Origin of the sequence: Virgibacillus necropolis, from assembly GCF_044793635.1 — a bacterium.
Classification (GTDB): Bacteria; Bacillota; Bacilli; order Bacillales; family Amphibacillaceae; genus Virgibacillus_F; species Virgibacillus_F necropolis_A.
The window spans coordinates 671,145-690,131 of the sequence record NZ_CP084992.1; the positions used below are offsets into that span (position 1 = coordinate 671,145).

General features: G+C 36.5%; 16 protein-coding genes. 2 read left to right on the forward strand and 14 right to left on the reverse strand.

Going from position 1 to position 18,987, the window contains the following annotated elements:
* Position 1 precedes the first annotated feature (1 nt).
* On the reverse strand, positions 2-622 hold the full coding sequence (locus tag LG329_RS03475) for a succinate dehydrogenase cytochrome b558 subunit (RefSeq protein WP_404453390.1): 621 nt from the start codon (positions 620-622) through the stop codon (positions 2-4).
* 316 nt (positions 623-938) lie between these two features.
* Between LG329_RS03475 and LG329_RS03480 the strand changes: the two genes are divergently transcribed.
* On the forward strand, positions 939-1,376 hold the full coding sequence (locus LG329_RS03480) for a DUF2507 domain-containing protein (RefSeq protein WP_404453393.1): 438 nt from the start codon (positions 939-941) through the stop codon (positions 1,374-1,376).
* Positions 1,377-1,435: 59 nt separating this feature from the next.
* On the opposite strand, the gene uvrC is transcribed toward LG329_RS03480, so the two are convergent.
* From uvrC to zapA, 12 genes are all read right to left on the reverse strand, one after another.
* Positions 1,436-3,211: an excinuclease ABC subunit UvrC gene (gene uvrC, locus LG329_RS03485; RefSeq protein WP_404453396.1), complete on the reverse strand. Its 1,776-nt coding sequence runs from the start codon at positions 3,209-3,211 to the stop codon at positions 1,436-1,438.
* Between the two features lie 275 nt (positions 3,212-3,486).
* Positions 3,487-3,801 carry a thioredoxin gene (gene trxA, locus LG329_RS03490; RefSeq protein ID WP_404453399.1) on the reverse strand — a complete coding sequence of 105 codons (315 nt, stop codon included), beginning with the start codon at positions 3,799-3,801 and terminating at the stop codon, positions 3,487-3,489.
* Between the two features lie 268 nt (positions 3,802-4,069).
* Positions 4,070-5,038: an electron transfer flavoprotein subunit alpha/FixB family protein gene (locus LG329_RS03495; protein ID WP_404453402.1), complete on the reverse strand. Its 969-nt coding sequence runs from the start codon at positions 5,036-5,038 to the stop codon at positions 4,070-4,072.
* 28 nt (positions 5,039-5,066) lie between these two features.
* Positions 5,067-5,840 (reverse strand): electron transfer flavoprotein subunit beta/FixA family protein, encoded by a 774-nt coding sequence (locus tag LG329_RS03500; RefSeq protein WP_404453405.1) that lies wholly within the window; start codon positions 5,838-5,840, stop codon positions 5,067-5,069.
* Positions 5,841-6,059: 219 nt separating this feature from the next.
* Entirely contained in the window at positions 6,060-6,833 is a 774-nt protein-coding gene (locus LG329_RS03505; protein WP_404453408.1) for an enoyl-CoA hydratase, read from the reverse strand.
* 14 nt (positions 6,834-6,847) lie between these two features.
* Complete coding sequence (locus tag LG329_RS03510) at positions 6,848-7,438, reverse strand: TetR/AcrR family transcriptional regulator (protein WP_404453411.1); 591 nt, start codon at positions 7,436-7,438, stop codon at positions 6,848-6,850.
* A 153-nt stretch (positions 7,439-7,591) separates the two neighbouring features.
* Complete coding sequence (locus LG329_RS03515; protein ID WP_404453414.1) at positions 7,592-9,271, reverse strand: AMP-binding protein; 1,680 nt, start codon at positions 9,269-9,271, stop codon at positions 7,592-7,594.
* 225 nt (positions 9,272-9,496) lie between these two features.
* Positions 9,497-9,904 (reverse strand): DUF350 domain-containing protein, encoded by a 408-nt coding sequence (locus LG329_RS03520; protein WP_404453417.1) that lies wholly within the window; start codon positions 9,902-9,904, stop codon positions 9,497-9,499.
* Between the two features lie 26 nt (positions 9,905-9,930).
* Positions 9,931-12,273 (reverse strand): endonuclease MutS2, encoded by a 2,343-nt coding sequence (locus LG329_RS03525; protein ID WP_404453420.1) that lies wholly within the window; start codon positions 12,271-12,273, stop codon positions 9,931-9,933.
* Between the two features lie 381 nt (positions 12,274-12,654).
* Complete coding sequence (gene polX / locus LG329_RS03530) at positions 12,655-14,373, reverse strand: DNA polymerase/3'-5' exonuclease PolX (RefSeq protein WP_404453422.1); 1,719 nt, start codon at positions 14,371-14,373, stop codon at positions 12,655-12,657.
* A 120-nt stretch (positions 14,374-14,493) separates the two neighbouring features.
* Positions 14,494-15,051 (reverse strand): CvpA family protein, encoded by a 558-nt coding sequence (locus tag LG329_RS03535; RefSeq protein ID WP_404453425.1) that lies wholly within the window; start codon positions 15,049-15,051, stop codon positions 14,494-14,496.
* Between the two features lie 6 nt (positions 15,052-15,057).
* The gene (zapA, locus tag LG329_RS03540; RefSeq protein ID WP_404453428.1) at positions 15,058-15,318 is read right to left on the reverse strand and encodes a cell division protein ZapA; all 261 of its coding nucleotides are present in this window, start codon (positions 15,316-15,318) and stop codon (positions 15,058-15,060) included.
* Positions 15,319-15,500: 182 nt separating this feature from the next.
* On the opposite strand from zapA, the gene rnhC reads away from it, so the two are divergent.
* Complete coding sequence (gene rnhC, locus LG329_RS03545) at positions 15,501-16,439, forward strand: ribonuclease HIII (RefSeq protein WP_404453431.1); 939 nt, start codon at positions 15,501-15,503, stop codon at positions 16,437-16,439.
* 116 nt (positions 16,440-16,555) lie between these two features.
* Here the strand turns inward: rnhC and pheT are convergent, their stop codons facing one another.
* Positions 16,556-18,982, reverse strand: coding sequence for a phenylalanine--tRNA ligase subunit beta (gene pheT / locus LG329_RS03550; protein ID WP_404453434.1), 2,427 nt, complete (start codon positions 18,980-18,982; stop codon positions 16,556-16,558).
* Positions 18,983-18,987 lie beyond the last annotated feature (5 nt).

Consider the following 18,987-nt stretch of genomic DNA (forward strand, 5'->3'; position numbering starts at 1 on the left):
CTTATACGCCATAAGCAAATGCAATTAAGGCTCTTACACCTATATAACTTAAGGCTAAAAAGACAATTAGTGTTGCATATGTAGCAATTTTTTGAGATCTAGGTGATTGGGTAATTCCCCATGATACCAAGAAGCTCCATAATCCATTAGCAAAATGGAATGTAGTTGAAATAACACCGATAATATAGAACCAAAACATTACAGGGCTTGATAAAATACCTTCCATTAGGCTGTAATTTGCTTCTGCATTTCCAAGTCCAATTTGAATACGTGTTTCCCAAATATGCCATGCAATAAAAATAAGCGTAATAATTCCAGTTATACGTTGAACGTAAAACATCCAGTTACGGAAGAATCCGTATCTTTTTACATTGTTTTTTGCAACAAATACAATGTACACCCCTAAAATTGCATGAAACAAAATTGGTAAATAAATGATAACTGTTTCTAATACCAACTTAAATGGTAAGCTAGATAAAACACCTGCTGCTTGATTAAAACTTTCTCTACCGTACACAGCAAAATGATTCACCACTAAATGCTGAATCAAGAAAATTCCAATTGGAATTACACCTAAAAGTGAGTGTAATCTACGATAATTAAATTCGCTACGTCCCGCCATGCGTTACCCCCCTTAGTAATATAATTATGCTATTTTGATGCACAAATCCTTAAACATTATTTATTCAGCATTTATTATTCCCTAATATTGCCCGTTAATGTACAATTTGTGACATATTTATTGTACTTCTATCTCTGAAAAGCGTCAAGAAAAGGAGTCATTTAATTTTAATATGGCTCATTCTGCTTATTCGAAAAAAAAATTTGATGTACACTTGCACATCAGACGAATTATATAGATAATAATACTAGCAAACTATAATACTTACATTAAATATTGCTATTTGATTGGACAGTACACAGAAAGGATGACATCCATGTCAAAAAATCAACTGGAATATTCGTCCTCTTTACTTGAGGAACTTCAAACATCAGGTGCAGGATATGATGTATTGCGATATTTAAGCTTACCAGAGCTATTAGGAAGAGAATCTGATACATTACTATATTTCATGGGTAGAAATCTGGCGAGAATATTAACATTCGATACAATTGAAGATATTTATCACATATTTGATAAACTTGGTTGGGGAAAGCTTGAGTTAATTAAAAGTAAACGCAAAGAATTAATTTTTAGTCTTATGTCTGATTCTGTTGTTAATCGTCTAAACGCAGCATTTGATGTAGATTTTCGTTTGGAGGCAGGATTCCTGGCTGAAGCGATTCAACAACTTAAAGATACGGAAGCAGAATGCACAGAGGAAATAAATAAAAAAATAATGCAAGTCGAATTCTCCGTTCTCATTACCTCATAAAATAGTTAAGCTCACAATAAATGTGAGCTTTTTTTCTACTACAACGCCTATTGCTTATCTTACTCTTTCGTTAAATGATCCAGGATTAATTCTGCTGTATTTTTGGGAATACCAAGCTTCGTTATATCCTCAATTGATTTATTTCTAATCTCATCAATTGACTTAAAGTGGGTTAAAAGTAAACGTCGTCTTTTTTCCCCTACTCCTGGAATTTTATCTAATTCAGATTGAAATAGATTTTTCCCACGTAATTGACGATGAAACGTGATGGCAAAGCGGTGGACCTCATCCTGTATTCGTTGGACCAGATAGAATTCTTGTGATTTCCTTGATAAATCAATTATTGTTGGTGGGCTTCCATAGAGTAACTCGCTTGTTTTATGCTTATCATCTTTCGCAAGGCCGCATAATGGTATATCCAACCCTAGCTCATTCTCAAGAACATCCAGTGCTGCGCTCATCTGACCTTTTGATCCATCGACCATAATAAGATCTGGAAGCGGCAAGTCTTCTTTTAATACCCTCGAATACCTACGTCTAATTACTTCACGCATTGTTTCATAATCATCTGGGCCTTTAACGTCCCTTACTTTATATTTACGATATTCTTTCTTATTTGGTCTACCGTCGATAAAAACAACCATTGCAGACACTGGATCCGTTCCTTGAATATTTGAATTATCAAATGCCTCAATACGATGCGGTGTTTCAATATTCAATTTTTCTCCTATGTTTTCTACTGCCTTAATGGTTCGTTCCTCATCCAATTCAATAATGGAGAATTTTTCTTCAAGTGCTATTTTTGCATTTTTCATTGCTAGTTTAACCAATTCTTTTTTTCGGCCCCTGTATGGAATGTTAACGTCAACTTCAAGTAGTTCTGTTAATAGATCTGCATCAGCTTCAAATGGCAATAGAACTTGTTTTGGCTTTAGATGGTTTTGATGTAAATAAAATCGCCCAATATAACTGATGAATGTTTCATCCGGATCATCAAAAAATGGAAAAATGGCTACATCGCGTTCGATCAATTTACCCTGTCTAACAAAAAATACCTGAATACACATCCATCCCTTATCGTAACTATAACCAAATATGTCTCGATTGACCTGATCCTTTAATGTCATTTTCTGTTGTTCCATAACCGCTTCAATATGCTGAATTTGGTCCCTTAACTCTTTCGCGCGTTCAAAATCTAAATCCTCGCTCGCCTGATACATTTTTTCTTTAATATCTTTTTTAATTTCTTTATGTCCGCCATTAAGAAACGATGAAATACTTTGTACAATAGAACTATTCGTTTCCTCCGAGACAGGATAGACACATGGTGCTAGGCACTGCTTCATATGATAGTACAAACAAACCCGGTCTGGCATTTTATCGCATTTTCTTAATGGGTATAATCGGTCTAATAATTTCTTTGTTTCACGAGCAGCAATAACGTTTGGATAAGGTCCAAAATATTTCCCTTTATCTTTTTTCACTTTACGTACAACCAATAATCTTGGGTGACGTTCAGAAGTTATTTTCAAATATGGATAAGACTTATCATCTTTTAGTAGCACATTATATTTAGGGTCATATTTTTTTATTAAATTCATTTCTAATATGAGTGCTTCAATTTCGGAGGTGGTAACGATATACTCAAAGTCTTGAATTTCTGATACTAAACGTTGGGTTTTTCGATCATTTGCACCAATGAAATATGATTTCACTCTGTTTTTTAAAGCTTTCGATTTACCAACATAAATGATTGTTCCGTGCTTATCTTTCATTAAGTAACATCCAGGTTGCATGGGAAGAACAGCTAATTTTTCTTTAATTAATTGATTCATTATACCTTCGTCCCTTTTTAGAAAAGCGTAAGCGACCGTTTATTGCCGTATGTCCTGTGCCGACGCCTGAGCGCAAGTCCGCTTTTAGTCGGCCTTCCCTCTAATAGCTGATGTTTATTTATCGTAAGGAGGCGCCGGAAGGACACTAGGCAATGGGCGCTGAAGCTAGACAGTTTTAAAGATTTTATCTTATACTAATTAATCCCTTGTTACAAAACGCAACAAGGGATTAACTTTCTACATTATAACAACGCTTACGATAGTTTTAGAACTATTTATGCATGTTTATTGATTAATTCAACTAGTGCTTCTTTCGGTTGAAAACCAACTACTTGGTCAACAACTTCACCATCTTTAAATAGTAACAAAGTTGGAATAGACATAACTCCGTATTTGCCAGCTGTTTCTTGGTTTTCGTCAACATCCAGCTTTACGATTTGTACCTTTTCTTCCATTTCTCCGTCGATTTCCTCTAAAACTGGTGCAATCATCTTACAAGGGCCACACCAAGTTGCCCAGAAGTCAGCTAATACTAAACCTTTTGCAGTTTCTTGTGCAAAGTTTTGGTCTGATACATTTACAATTGCCATAATTATTCCTCCTCAATGAAACATTAAATCTAAAATGAGTATATCATCGTTAGTATTACCATGCGAATATCCTGCTTATACTATCAATTAATTAGTCAAATACCCAGAAAAAAGCTTGATCAAACTAATCTGATCAAGCTTTTTTAACCAAAATTATTTGACCAGCGACTAGCGGACTTCCTTCCCTACTCTTCAATAAGTCAAGCTCATCTAATCTTGAGTAGGTTCGTAAATTCCATACGTCGCTGAAAAGGCGTTTCCGCTTTTCCTACATATTTTTAATTTCTTCTATCAGCATTGGAACCACTTCAAACAAATCGCCAACGATACCATAGTCAGCTACATTAAAAATGTTAGCTTCTGGGTCTTTGTTAATCGCAACAATTACTTTTGAGTTAGACATTCCTGCTAAATGCTGAATTGCTCCTGATATACCAACAGCAATATACAAATCAGGTGTTACAACTTTCCCAGTTTGACCGATTTGTAAAGAATAATCACAGTACTCTGCATCACATGCACCACGTGATGCTCCAACTGCACCACCTAGTACGTCTGCAAGTTCTTGTAGTGGTTTAAATCCTTCCTCACTTTTAACACCGCGTCCACCAGCAATAATTACTTTTGCTTCTGACAAATCAACACCTTCAGATGCTTTTCGAATAACTTCTTTGATAACTGTGCGTATATCCGAAATGTCCATGTCTTTAGATGTGATTTCACCAGAACGTGATTCATCACGATCTAATGCCGGTATATTGTTTGGACGAACAGTAGCAAAGGTTGTACCACTCGTAATAATTTTTCTTTCGAATGCTTTACCAGAATATATCGGTCTGGTAAATACAGCTTTACCATCATTCATTTCAATATCAGTAGCATCTGAGATTAATCCTGTTTCCATTTTACTTGCAATTTTTGGTGTTAAATCTTTACCAATTGCTGTATGTCCCATGATAATACCTGCAGGAGACTCCTCTGAAATGACTGCCATAATAGCTTGACCGTAGCCATCAGATGTATACGTTTTCAAATTATCATGATTTATAGTGATAACACGGTCCGCCCCATAATAAACCATTTCCTGTGCCTGACTTTGTAGGTCTTCATTGCCACAAATAACGCCAACAATTTCCCCATCAGCATTTACTTTTTTTGCTGCTGCAATAGCTTCAAATGTAACATTACGTAAAGAACCATCTCTTGATTCACCAATAACTAGTAGTTTTTCGCTCATGTCGTTTCTCCTTTCTTATGTGACAGGTTTATAATACTTTTGATTCCGTTTTTAATAATGAAACTAATTCTTTTACTTGATCTTCAAGGTCACCTTCAAGAACTTTACCAGCTTCTTTTTCTGGCGGAAGATAAATGTCGACTGTTTTTGTTTTTACTTCTAGATCATCTTCATCCAGGTCAAGATCATCAATTTCTAATTCTTCCAGCGGTTTTTTCTTCGCTTTCATAATTCCTGGAAGTGATGGATATCTAGGGTCATTTAGTCCTTGTTGACATGTTACAAGTACAGGTAGGCTTGTTTCTACTTTTTCAACATCGCCTTCTACATCTTTATCAATATTAACGGTGTCTCCATCAATTTGTAGGCTTGTAATAGTTGTTACAAATGGGATTCCTAAACGTTCAGCAAGTCTAGGTCCAACTTGACCACTTGCTTCATCAATTGCAACATTACCAGCTAGAATTAAATCTACATCTTTTTCATCAAAATAAGCTTCTAATATTTTTGCAGTTGTGAATTGATCCCCTTCTTCAAGATCATCTTCCGTATTAATTAAAACAGCTTTATCAGCACCCATTGCCAAGGCAGTACGAAGCTGCTTTTCGGAATCCGCGTCGCCAACTGTAACGACTGTAACTTCACCGCCATGCTCATCACGTTGTTTAATCGCTTCTTCTACTGCATATTCGTCATAAGGATTTATGATAAATTCTGCCCCATCATCCTCAATTTGCCCATTTGAAACAGCAATCTTTTCTTCTGTGTCAAATGTCTTTTTTAACAAAACATAAATGTTCATATGATTTCCTCCTTCAATCTATTTGTCTAGTTGTGGGTTCTAGAGTCTAGTAGATAATTGACACATGCGTCCGCTTCTGACCAGTCGCCTCCGCTTTTCTTGTCTAGCTGCAGCTCCTAGAAGCTGCCGTCATAAGTAATGAACACTTAGAATGCGAAACCCATGCATTCTTCGGTTCCTTTCTTATGCGTCCGCTTCTGACCAGTCGCCTCCGCTTTTCTATCTATCTTGGAAGTTCGGTTTTCGCTTTTCAAGAAATGCTTGCACGCCTTCTTTTGCATCTTCAGACCCGAAAATTTCACCAAATGCTTTCGCTTCTTCCTGTACCCCATTATTAAACTTATCTGATTTTGTATAAGGAATCAAGCGCATAATATGATTAATTGTCGGTTTACTTTTGGAAGCGATATTCTCAGCTAGTTTGAAAGCTTCATCGAAAATCTCATCTTCTGAGACGACACGATTGGCTAAACCGTAACTATGTGCCTCGCTACCTGAAATAGGTGTCCCACTTAAAAGCATTTCATATGCTTTAGCTGTACCAACATAATGTGGTAGGCGTTGTGTTCCAGCAAACCCTGGGATAATACCAAGAGTTAACTCTGGTAAACCAAGTTTAGCACTTTCTGTAACATAGCGGATATGGCAAGACATTGCAAGTTCTAAACCGCCTCCTAATGCTGCACCATGAATCGCTGCTATAACAGGTATAGGAAAGCTTTCGATTCGATTAAATACTTCCTGTCCATTTTCTGATAGAGATTGATAATCGGAAGCGTTTTGGAGGGCCGTAAATTCCTTAATATCGGCTCCCGCTGAGAAAAACTTACCTTCACCTTTTAAGACAATAGCCTTAATATCAGCATCATTTTCTATTTCATCTAATTTTTTATCTATATCTTTAATTAGTGTGCTTGACAATGCGTTTGCGGGTGGCTTTTGAATAGTGAGTAGTGCAACATGATTACTTTTTTCATAAAATATAGTTCCCAAATTGTAATCCTCCTCTATGAATCTTTAACGGAAAGCCCGTTAATAATTAATTCGTGTACTGCAGGTGCTTGCGCTAGCAAATTGTACCTTTGTTCATTCATCACCCAGTTTGTTACTACTTCATCCAAGGTTCCAAATATCATTTGTCTTACTAATGGTAGATTTAAATCACTACGAAAGTGTTTTTTATCAATACCTTCTTGAATGAGGTGATCAATTTCGGCTAGATAGGGCTTTAATACATCATTAATTTTCATACGTAATTCTGTGTTAGATTGTCGAAGCTCAAGCTGTGTAACAATCGCTAAGTAATGATCGTCTGCTAACTGAAGAAAATGCATTTCGATTAAACTTAAAAGTTTATCGCTTACATTTTGTTTTTTATTTATACTTTGAGCAATCTGCTCGATAAATTGTCCCATTTTCACTTCAAACAATGAGATTAGTATATCTTCTTTATTTTTAAAGTAAAGATAGATAGTACCATCAGCTACTCCTGCCTTCTTAGCAATCTTGGAAACTTGTGAGGCGTGATAGCCGTTTTCTGCAATTACTTCCACCGCAGCTTCAATGATTTGATTGTACTTTGGTTTGTTTTTTTTCATTACCTTCATTCCCCTTAGCATACACCATTGCCCGAACTGAATGAATCATCATTCATATTTTTATTGTATCGATACAAGTAATTAATGTCAATCAATATTTAGCTTGTACACTTATTGTACAAAAAAAGAGCATAATGCTCAAATAGTTTTACTCTATTTCTGCATCTTTTCTTTTTCTTCGTCTACTAATGAACGTCGCAAAATTTTACCTACTGCCGTTTTGGGAAGGTCGTCACGGAACTCATAAATCCGCGGAACTTTAAATGCAGCTAAATTTTCTCGGCAGTATGCATTTAATTCATCTTCCTTTAGATTATGTCCAGATTTAAGCACAACGTATGCCTTTACTGTTTCCCCACGGTATGCGTCTGGTATACCTGCAACAACAGCCTCCTGTATGGCTTCATGTTCATAAAGCACTTCCTCTATCTCTCTCGGATAAATATTGTATCCACCTGCAATAATCATATCTTTCTTTCGATCTACTATATAAAAATAACCATCTTCAGCCATATATCCCAGATCCCCGGTAAGTAACCATCCATCTTTCAGAACATTATCTGTTTCTTCCTGATTATTCCAATAGCCCTTCATAATTTGTGGACCTTTTACTGCAATTTCTCCAACTTCCCCAATAGGAGCTTCTTCCATTGTGCCTGTTTGAAGAATTTTACAGTCAGTATCTGGCCATGGAACCCCTATACTGCCATTAACACGCTTTGTCCATACAAAGTTTGAATGTGTTACAGGTGAAGATTCTGTTAAACCATATCCTTCTACTAATTTTCCTCCTGTTACACGTTCAAATTGCTCTTGAACTTCTATTGGAAGCGGTGCAGAACCACTTAAACAGGCTTCAATTGACGATAAATCATATTTTTTTAGATTGGGGTGATTTAGTAAACCTACATAAATAGTAGGTGCACCTGGAAATAGGGTTGGTTTTTGTTTTTGGATTGTTTTTAATACATCTTCCACATCAAATTTCGGTAACAATACCATTTTTGACCCAAGCATAATAGACATATTCATCACGGTTGTCATGCCATAGACGTGAAAAAATGGTAAAACACCTAAAATCGTTTCCCCGCCTTCCCTGGTTTTATAAAGCCAGGCCTGGCTCATCTGTACATTAGAAACAAGGTTAAAGTGTGTAAGCATTACCCCTTTTGGACTACCTGTTGTTCCCCCAGTATATTGTAAAAGTGCCAAATCCTTTTCAGCATCCACCTCTACTGGATGATAATTGGTAGACGCATGTTCCATAATTGTATACCAGACATGTGTGTCTTCCGTTTGTTCAACCTTAACAACCAGATTATATTGCTTTTTTTGGATGAAAGGATAAATAAGATTCTTTGGAAATGGCAGATAATCTTTTATTCCAGTTACTACCGTATGTTCAATTGATGTATTACCTTTAACATTCGTAACCCGTGGCAATAATATATCCAGACAAACGATTATTTTAGCTCCTGAATCATTTAATTGATACTCTAACTCCCGTTCCATATACAAAGGATTCGTTTGTACTACAATTCCCCCGGCTAATAACGTTGCATAATATCCGATAACTGCTTGCGGACAGTTAGGTAACATAATTGCTACCCGATCCCCTTTTGCGAGTCCTAATGATTGAAAATAACAGGCTAATTGCTTTGCCTCTTTGAAAAGTTCAGCAAAAGACATTTCTTTCCCCATAAAATGAAGCGCTTTCTTTTCGTTGTAAAGCTCTGCATTTTCAACTAAGAACTCATGTAATGGCTTTTTATCAAAATTAATACTGGTGGGTATTTCTTTTGGGTAATGTGCGTGCCAAATGCGTTCTTCCATTTTTTCTCCTCCTTTTTATCTATGTATATTCATTATAACGATTAATTTGTATTTTTTGAAATTTTATTTAATATTTCTTCAAAAAAATTAGGCTTTCACCGTATTCAAATGGTGAAAGCCATACTTATAATCAGACTTATATTAAATATACAATCCCCACAATTGCAAACAGGATTGCTACTACAACCAATACTTTAGCCAATGTTTCCATACAATTATTCGCTCCTAACCAATACTAGCCCCAATGACAAAAGCCATCCCCACTGAAATTAACATGGAAATAAAACCTACAGCACGATTACCATTTCCGATTTCTTCATCTATCTTAATTTTTGGTGTTAAAAACTCAAAGATAAAATAACTTAATAACAATAAAATATAGCCAAAAACTCCCCATCCAACACTTTGAAGGATCGTATCATTGTGCTCAATAGAATAACGGAAAATAGTGGTGATCCCAAAAAGTTTTCCACCTGTTGCCATTGCAACAGCAAAATTTCCTTTTTTGATCTCATCCCAATTTTTATAGGATGTAACGAGTTCAAATAAAGCTAGAAATACTACTGTACACAAAATAACTACACTATATCTTGCTGCTATTTCAACATACGTAATTTCCCAAAAGTTGTCCATTGTAACACCATCCCTTGTATAACGCTTTACTTAAGTTCTATTATGGTTACACCGCTTCCACCTTCACCACTCACTCCAGCACGGATACTAGAAATTCTCGAGTGACGTTTGGCTAACTCTTGAACTCCTTTACGTAATGCCCCTGTTCCTTTTCCATGAATAATAGACACCTTCTGGTAACCAGCAAGAATCACGTCATCCATATACTTTTCTAATCGAAGTAAGGCATCTTCATACCGTTCACCCCGTAAATCCAATTCAGGTCGTACATGAAAACTGGAACCTTTAACAGTTGCTAATGGTTTTTCTTTAAATTCTTTTTTCTCACTGATGAACTGAAGATCTTTCCTCTTAACTTTTACTTTCATTATGCCAACCTGTACCAAATATTCCTTATCACTTATTTTTTCTAGTACACTACCCTGTTGGTTTATGGTTAATAGCTTAATTGTGTCTCCAACCTGCAGGTCTTTTGCGTGGTCTCTTGGCGATGAACTCTTTTCCACCTGTTTATTTGAAAGGTTTGGCTTTGCATCTTCTAGCATTTTTTTGGCTTCGATCCATTCGTGTTCTTTCAAATTCGTGTTTGTCTGCATCTTTCTAATTTCTTCTATAATTAATTCGGCTTCTTCCCGTGCATCTTGAAGGGCTTTATTGGCTTTTTCCTCAGCCTTTTTGTACAAGGTTTCTCGTTTATCTTCAAAGTCTTTCCACTGTTTTTCCAAATCATGTTTAAGCTCTTCTGTTTGAAGCATCGTTTTATGTGCTGATTCGTAATCTTTTTCAGATTCCCGCTGCGATTTTTCAAGTGACGCAATCATGTTTTCCACACTTTTTGAATCAATGCCAATATGACTTTTAGCACTTTCAATAATCGTTTCATTTAGCCCCAAACGTTTAGAAATTTCAAATGCATTACTCCGGCCTGGTACACCAAGTAATAAACGATAAGTTGGTTTTAATGACTCTACATCAAATTCAACAGAAGCGTTAACAACATTATCTCGGTTATATCCATATGCCTTAAGTTCAGGATAATGCGTAGTTGCGATAACACGTGCACCCCGTTCAATAACCTCATCCAATAGTGACATTGCGAGGGCCGCACCTTCTTGTGGATCTGTCCCGGCACCTAACTCGTCAAATAAAACTAACGCTTTGTAATCAACATTTTTCATGATGTCTACAATATTTGTCATGTGGGAAGAAAATGTACTAAGATTTTGTTCAATAGACTGTTCATCACCAATGTCTGCATAGACATTTTCAAAAACAGCCATTTCACAACCATCAAGTGCAGGAACTTGTAACCCTGATTGTGCCATTAACGTACAGAGTCCAACCATTTTTAAGGTAACAGTTTTCCCACCTGTATTAGGTCCTGTAATAACGATGGAAGTAAAGTCCTCACCAATTTCAATATCGTTTGCAACAACTTCGGAAATAGGAATAAGTGGATGTCTAGCATGCTGCATTTTGATAATGCCTTTATCATTCATTTTCGGCATTGATGCCTTCATTGCCTGGCCTAATTTTGCTCTGGCAAACATGAAATCTATTTTCCCTAGTACTTTAACATTCTCAGTTAAAAAGACTTCCTCGTTTGCGATGTGCTCAGTAAGTTCTCGCAAGATACGATCAACTTCATGTTTTTCTTTAATAAATGATTCCTGTAGTTGATTATTTATATCTACTACTGATTTTGGTTCCATAAATAAAGTAGCTCCAGAAGCTGATTGGTCATGAACAATCCCACCTATAGAACCCCTATACTCTTGCTTTACAGGTAAAACATAACGATCATTCCGAATTGTTACAATCGGATCTGATAGCATTGCGCTTTTAGATTTTGTATAGCCATCTAATTTCTCTCGTACCCGACTTTCATAAGTTCGAATAGAAGACCGGATACTACGTAATTTTACAGATGCACTATCCATGACGTGACCGTGATCATCAATACTGCTTTTTATATGTTGTTCTAAATCTCTAAGTGGCTCAATCCGATCTGTTAAGCTTTTTAATATCGGCAATTCTTCTTCTAATTTATCGATAAAATTTTTAACTTGTCGGCCACCATAAATCGTATTAGCAATGTCTAAGCATTCTTCCGTACTCAGCACACCACCAATAACACTTCGCTTTATACTAGCCCGTATATCAAAGATACCGCCCAATGGAACAGCAAGATTTAACCGTAATATTTGGCCGGCTTCATCCGTTTCCTTTTGCACTTCCAATACATCATCCAGATCTGTCAGCGGTTTTAATTGAAGTGCACGACTTTTACCTAGACTTGATGCAGCATATGAGCTCAGCTGCTCAATAATCTTATTAAATTCTAATACGCGAAGAATACGTTCATTCATTATTACTTACTCCTTTATATAAGAAAAGCGCAAGCGCCCGTTAAGCGACCTATGGACTGGACTGAACCGAAGGAGATAAAGGAAACACGGTGAGCTAAGGCGAGCCGATGTTAACTTATCGTACGGAGGTGAAGGAAGTCCATTAGGCGCTGGGCGCTGGAGCTAGACAGACTTTCGTTTATACTTTCCTTGCCCTTAAGAAAAGCGCAAGCGCCTTGGTCAGCCCCGACAAGTTTAAGACGAATCTCTTAGTGATGATTTTTATCACAAAGAGATTTGACTTAAAACCTCAGGCGGGCTAGGCGCTGGAGCTGGACGTGGCTAATTAAGTACCTCATTTATCCACAGTGTTCCTAATTCATTATTTATTAAGCAACGAAACTACCTTTTTTGATTCATAAAATTTATCAATTTATCTTTCGACCATGTGTTGAGAACATTTTCTTTTTCAATCCACCCTTTTCGGGCTATTCCCACGCCATGTTTCATATTCTCAAGTGTATGGTAACTATGTGCATCTGTATTGATGACAATGTTCACACCACTCTCTTGTGCTGCACGTGCCCAATCTGCGGATATATCCAAGCGATTTGGGTTAGCATTAATTTCAAGAGCCGTATTCGTTTCTTTGGCCTTTTGAATAAGTTTTTCCATATCAACGGCGTAACCTGAACGCCTACCAATTAATCTACCCGATGGATGAGCGATAAACGTTACATACGGATTTTCCATGGCATTTTCCAGACGATGCATAATTTTATCTTGTGATTGATTAAAGCTTGAATGAATTGCTCCAATTACGAAATCCATTTCCTTTAAAAAGTCATCATCAAAATCGAGGGTACCGTCCGGCAAAATATCCATTTCTACCCCTGCAAAAACATGAATATCATCGTATTTATCATTAATTCTTTCTATTTCTATACGTTGTTTGCGGAGTTTAGTTTCATTTAATCCATTTGCGACACGTAAAAATTTCGAGTGGTCTGTAATTGCAATATAGTCATATCCAAAATTTCTTGCTTGATTAACCATCTCTTCTAGTGATTGCGCACCATCACTCCAGGTTGTGTGCATATGGAGATCGCCTCGAATATCGGTCAGTTCCAGTAACCGAATTTCTTCTGAATAGGATTCGATTTCACCTTTATTTTCCCGGGTTTCTGGAGGAATATAAGGTAGCCCAAAATGCTCAAAAAATTCTGTTTCACTTTCAAACGTAACTACTTCATCACTTTCAAGATGACTGATTCCATATTCATTAATTTTTTCATCACGTTTTTTAGCTAACTGACGCATCGCAACATTATGTTCTTTTGATCCTGTGAAGTGATGCAGCGTAGTAGCAAATTCTTTTGATGCAACAATACGGAAATCAACATTAATATCATAAACCTCATCTAATGTAACAGATACTTTTGTTTCCCCTTTTGCAATTACCTCTTTTATATTGTCCATCTCGAGTAAAGCATCACGAACCTTGGATGGTCGATTTGATGAAATGATAAAATCTATATCCTTAACAGTTTCACGCATACGTCTTAAGCTACCAGCACGTGAAAACATATCAATTTCCTTAATAGTAGTTAAATACGATTCTATATTTTCTGCGATAGGAATCATCATGGCAATGGGCAGACGCTCTGGACGACTGTTTGCATCCTCCAATGCTTGTAAAATTTTCTCTGCTGTTTTTTTTCCAAAACCCGCAAGCTTTTCCACTTCACCTGACTGGCACGCTTTTTGTAATGAATCTGCATCTTTAACGCCCAGTTCCTGATATAACTTCGCGAGCTTTTTCCCACCGAGTCCTGGCAAATTAAGTAATGGAACCAGCCCTTTAGGTACTTCATTTTCAAGTTGTAAAAACGTATCAGATTTTCCGTTTTCTATGTATTCCACAATAACTGCGCTAGTACCTTTACCGATCCCTTTAATTTTTGTGAAGTCGTCAATTTCTGATAATGATCGGTCGTCCTGTTCAAGGGCAAGCGCTGCTTTGCGATAAGCAGATATTTTGAAAGAATTTTCTCCTTTTAACTCTAGATATACAGCAACCCTTTCCAACAACTTGAGTACGTCTTTTTTATTAACCGTCATTTTATGTCACCTTCTTTTTATATAAATACAACAAAAACTGATCCTAGATAGGTTATACATATTGTACATTTGTCACAATTGTAATTCCACCTATTTAGAATCAGCTCTCTCTTTGATCTTTTATTTTGAATGAATCAAACCTTCAATGTGATTAAACCAAAGATCCTTTAACTTCTCAGAAAACAATGGTGTATGTTCCACAATGAACATCGCAATACCCGAATCATTTACCCATGATTGAATAGTCGGTAGCGGAGTCAATGCTAGAATATACAAGATAATAAATAGAATTAAATAAATCTCGATAAAACCCAGAATACCCCCAAGCAATTTATTCACAGAATGCAGTACAGGCAATTCTGCTACAAAATCGAGCATCGATGCAATGATTTGAAGTACTATTTTTACCGCAAAAAATATAATTGCAAAGGCAACCGCATTATAGAACGCTGCTTCTAGTGGTAAGTTTTCTAAGAAAGCTGCCCAAGCACTAGTGTCGGGCAGTTCGGGATACGGTATCCATAACGCCAATCTTGAAGACAATTGATCATAATACATAGCTGCTACAATAAATGCAACGATGAATCCAATTAAATGGAACAATTGTAAAATAAATCCTCGTTTTAAACCTACAAAAAATCCAAAAATCAGTAAAAGTAATAAAATAATATCAACCATATGTCATTAATCCTCTTTCTTCTTCATAGATCCTAATAGTGCTGCATAGTCTTCTTTTAATTTTAAGTAATCATTCATCGTATTAATAGCAGTTAATACAGCTAATCTTGTAGTTCCCAGTGTATTGTCCATTTTTTCTATTTCGTTCATTTTTTGATCAACAAGACTTGCTACTAAACGTACATGATGTGCATTTTCATGCCCTACAATTGTATAGGATTTATTATGTATTTCAACTGTTGTTCGAGTTTTGTCATTCTGGGTCACTCGGGTCGCCCCCCTAAATTCACTTTAAGAAAGTATATGTTTTTATATGTATAACGTTTAAAATAGTACACTTTATATTAACATGAAGACATCAATTTAGGAAAGCATTCAAGATAGTACACTTTCCTTTATTTATCGTTCTTTGCTATAGTTTGTGTATGAAGTTGATTGGAGTGTTTATGATGTCACAACAAATACATGTATTTTCTAAAGAAAAAATCAAAGAAATGAAGCTTTATTATGAAGGCTCCATTATTGATATTCCGCAAGGCGCTGTCTTTCGAGCAAAAACTTCTAACGCAGTAATAACTGCTTATCGTTCAGGAAAAGTTATGTTTCAAGGGAAGTCAGCTGAGTTTGAATCCATAAAGTGGGTAGATGAACTTTCAGACGGAGAAAAACAGACTAAACCCTCTTCTAAGACTAAGACAACACATAGTTTTGCTCCACCGAGTAGCCTATTTAATGTTTCACATATTGGCTCGGATGAAGCAGGAACTGGTGATTACTTTGGCCCAATGACAGTTGCAAGTGTTTATGTAAAACAAGATCAAATAGCTAAATTGAAAGAAATAGGTGTGCAGGATTCCAAAAATCTTACAGACAAGACTATACAACGTCTATCAAAAGAAATATTGGGGCTTAATATTTCTTATTCATTACTTGTTTTACGAAACCCAAAATATAATGCATTGAAAGCTCGTGGTTGGTCACAGGGGAAAATGAAAGCCATGTCGCATCATCACGCTATTAACAACGTCTTAAATAAAGTAGATCAAGGATCCTACGAAGGTATTGTCATTGACCAATTTTGTGAGCCAAGCTTGTACAACAAATATATTTCTAGTGAAAAACAAAAAAGCGCTCCACATACATATTTTATTACGAAAGCTGAGAGCCATTCCATAGCCGTTGCTGCTGCTTCCATTATAGCAAGAACTAGTTTCTTAAAGGAAATGGATAAGCTTTCTAAAGAAGTTGGGACGACATTACCAAAGGGTGCATCACAACACGTTGATAAGGCAATAGCTAAAATCATTCGGGAAAAAGGACATGAAGCGTTAGATTTCTGTGCGAAAACACATTTTGTGAACACAAAGAAAGCCGAGGCTTATTTGTAAAAAGGGATGTGTGTTGTCATCGGCGAATTCACGCATTTCACCGGCATTTCACCTATTCTTAAGCTTGGGCCATATGAAAAAACTAGGGAGTCCCTCAATTGGGACTCCCTAGTTTTTTAAGATCGTACGTATGCACCGAATTGGTCTTTGACCGCTTCAATAATAGCTTGATATGATTCCTCTACTTCGTCATCTTTCAATGTACGGGAATCATCCTGATACAGTAAGCTATATGCTATTGATTTTTCACCATCAGGTAAATGTTCACCTTGGTATACGTCAAAAATATGGACGTTTTTAACCAATGGTTGACCAACTTCTTCTATCCGGGATTTTACATCCCCAGCGTGAACACTTTCATCCATCACAAAGGCAATATCTCTCACAACTGATGGATATTTTGACTGTTGTTTATAGTTTGGAATATGTGTGTAATTTTCCAATACAACATCTAAATTAATATCAAATACATATGTTTCTTTTAAATCCATCTTCTGTTCAATTCGTGGATGAACTTGCCCCATATAGCCAACAACCTGTTCTCCTATGGATATAACTGCACAGCGTCCCGGATGCATATCTGCTAATTTCACTTGTTTAAATGAAACCGGAACCTCCAGATAGTTAAACAATCCTTCTACAATACCTTTGACAACATAAAAATCAACTGGCTTCTTCTCTTGTTGCCACTGATGTTCATGCCATAATCCAGCCACAGCCCCTGATATGCGCAACTGCTCATTTGGCTGATTTTTAATAGTTGTTTCCTTTGAAATAAATACCGATCCTAGTTCATAATAAGCAATGTCTGTTTGGTTTCTTGCATGATTATATGAAATAGTATGCAGTAATTCAGGCACAGAACTTAGACGCAAATGGCTGTGATCCTCACTCATCGGCATAGCAAGTTTAACTGGAACAACATCTTGTTCAATGATTTCAGGACTTACAAACGACTCTACATAATCTTTATTCGTTAAAGAATACGTAATCGTCTCCATTAATCCAGCACCTTGCAAGAATCCTTTGATATCACGCTTTAATTGTTGCCGCTTCGTTAGTGCACCTACCTGACCATCACCAGTAGGAAGGGTGAATGGAAGATTATCATATCCATAGATACGCGCTACTTCCTCAAGCATATCTTCAAAAATCGTGATATCTCCACGACGTGTAGGAACGGTTACATGAAATTGACCATTTTCTTCTACATACGAAAAGCGAAGTTTCGTTAAAATACTTCCAATCTCTTCATGCTTGATTTCTGTACCAAGTTTTTTATTAATTTCCTCTGTAGTAATAGAAACTTCCTTTTCTTCTACATCTAAAGCATTAAACTCTACTGGAGCACTAAGTACAACTCCATCGGCATATTTTTCAAGAAGTTGACATGCACGCATTCCAGCACGTTTTACACGATTGGGATCGACACCTTTTTCAAAGCGTGTGCTTGATTCACTCCTAAGTCCCGTATCTTTTACCGTTCTTCTAACAGAAGTTGGATTAAAGTAAGCCGCTTCCAATAATATCGTTGACGTTTCATCATAAACCTCTGTATTAGCTCCACCCATCACACCTGCAAGTGCAACTGGATCTGTTCCATTGGTAATGACCAAATAATCATTTTTTAGTTTTCGTTCCTGGTCATCTAAAGTGATAAGTGTTTCGTCTTCTCTTGCTTTTCTCACCAAAATTTCCTTGGACTTCAAACGGTCATAATCAAATGCATGTAACGGCTGACCATATTCAAGTAATACATAGTTTGTAATATCGACAACATTATTGATTGGGCGTATTCCAGCAGCCATTAAATAATTACGCATCCATAATGGAGATGGTTTCACCGTGATATTTTTCACCATAAAAGCACCATAGTATGGAGCTAATTCATCTTCCTCTACTTTTACAGATATATAATCACTGGCACTTTCCGCGCTGGCTTTATAAGCTTCATCAGGTAAGTTTATTGGTTTGTCTAGTATAGCGCCAACCTCATAAACCACACCAAGCATACTTAAACAATCTGCTCTGTTTGGTGTTAATCCTAACTCAAGAATAGCATCGTCTAAATTTAGTAAGGATGTAACATCTTGACCAACCTCTACGTCCTCAGGGAAAACAAAAATACCATCTGCCACATCTTTAGGAACATACTTTTCAGCAATTCCTAGCTCCTGTAGGGAACAGATCATACCGTTTGACTCGATTCCACGCAGTTTAACCTTTTTTATTTTAAAGTTACCTGGTAAAACGGCTTTAGGTTTAGCCACCGCAACTTTTTGTCCTTGTTTAATATTAGGTGCTCCGCAAATAATTTGTAATACTTCATCGCCAACATCAACCTGACAAAGGTTTAATTTATCTGCATTTGGATGTTGCTCACATTCCTTCACATAACCTACAACTACATTTTCGCTTTTTTCGGCAACATATTCGATACCTTCAACCTCAATACCTGTCTTCGTAATTTTCTCCGCTAAATCCTCTGCTTTAATTTCCCCAATATCGATATAGTTTTGTAACCAATTTAATGATACTAACATTGCAA

Excerpts from the sequence above, each read along its gene's own strand:
- LG329_RS03475 (WP_404453390.1), bottom strand. The coding sequence starts at position 622 with ATGGCGGGACGTAGCGAATTTAATTATCGTAGATTACACTCACTTTTA.
- LG329_RS03480 (WP_404453393.1), top strand. The coding sequence starts at position 939 with ATGTCAAAAAATCAACTGGAATATTCGTCCTCTTTACTTGAGGAACTT.
- uvrC (WP_404453396.1), bottom strand. The coding sequence starts at position 3,211 with ATGAATCAATTAATTAAAGAAAAATTAGCTGTTCTTCCCATGCAACCT.
- trxA (WP_404453399.1), bottom strand. The coding sequence starts at position 3,801 with ATGGCAATTGTAAATGTATCAGACCAAAACTTTGCACAAGAAACTGCA.
- LG329_RS03495 (WP_404453402.1), bottom strand. The coding sequence starts at position 5,038 with ATGAGCGAAAAACTACTAGTTATTGGTGAATCAAGAGATGGTTCTTTA.
- LG329_RS03500 (WP_404453405.1), bottom strand. The coding sequence starts at position 5,840 with ATGAACATTTATGTTTTGTTAAAAAAGACATTTGACACAGAAGAAAAG.
- LG329_RS03510 (WP_404453411.1), bottom strand. The coding sequence starts at position 7,438 with ATGAAAAAAAACAAACCAAAGTACAATCAAATCATTGAAGCTGCGGTG.
- LG329_RS03515 (WP_404453414.1), bottom strand. The coding sequence starts at position 9,271 with ATGGAAGAACGCATTTGGCACGCACATTACCCAAAAGAAATACCCACC.
- LG329_RS03520 (WP_404453417.1), bottom strand. The coding sequence starts at position 9,904 with ATGGACAACTTTTGGGAAATTACGTATGTTGAAATAGCAGCAAGATAT.
- LG329_RS03525 (WP_404453420.1), bottom strand. The coding sequence starts at position 12,273 with ATGAATGAACGTATTCTTCGCGTATTAGAATTTAATAAGATTATTGAG.
- polX (WP_404453422.1), bottom strand. The coding sequence starts at position 14,373 with ATGACGGTTAATAAAAAAGACGTACTCAAGTTGTTGGAAAGGGTTGCT.
- LG329_RS03535 (WP_404453425.1), bottom strand. The coding sequence starts at position 15,051 with ATGGTTGATATTATTTTATTACTTTTACTGATTTTTGGATTTTTTGTA.
- rnhC (WP_404453431.1), top strand. The coding sequence starts at position 15,501 with ATGTCACAACAAATACATGTATTTTCTAAAGAAAAAATCAAAGAAATG.
- pheT (WP_404453434.1), bottom strand. The coding sequence starts at position 18,982 with ATGTTAGTATCATTAAATTGGTTACAAAACTATATCGATATTGGGGAA.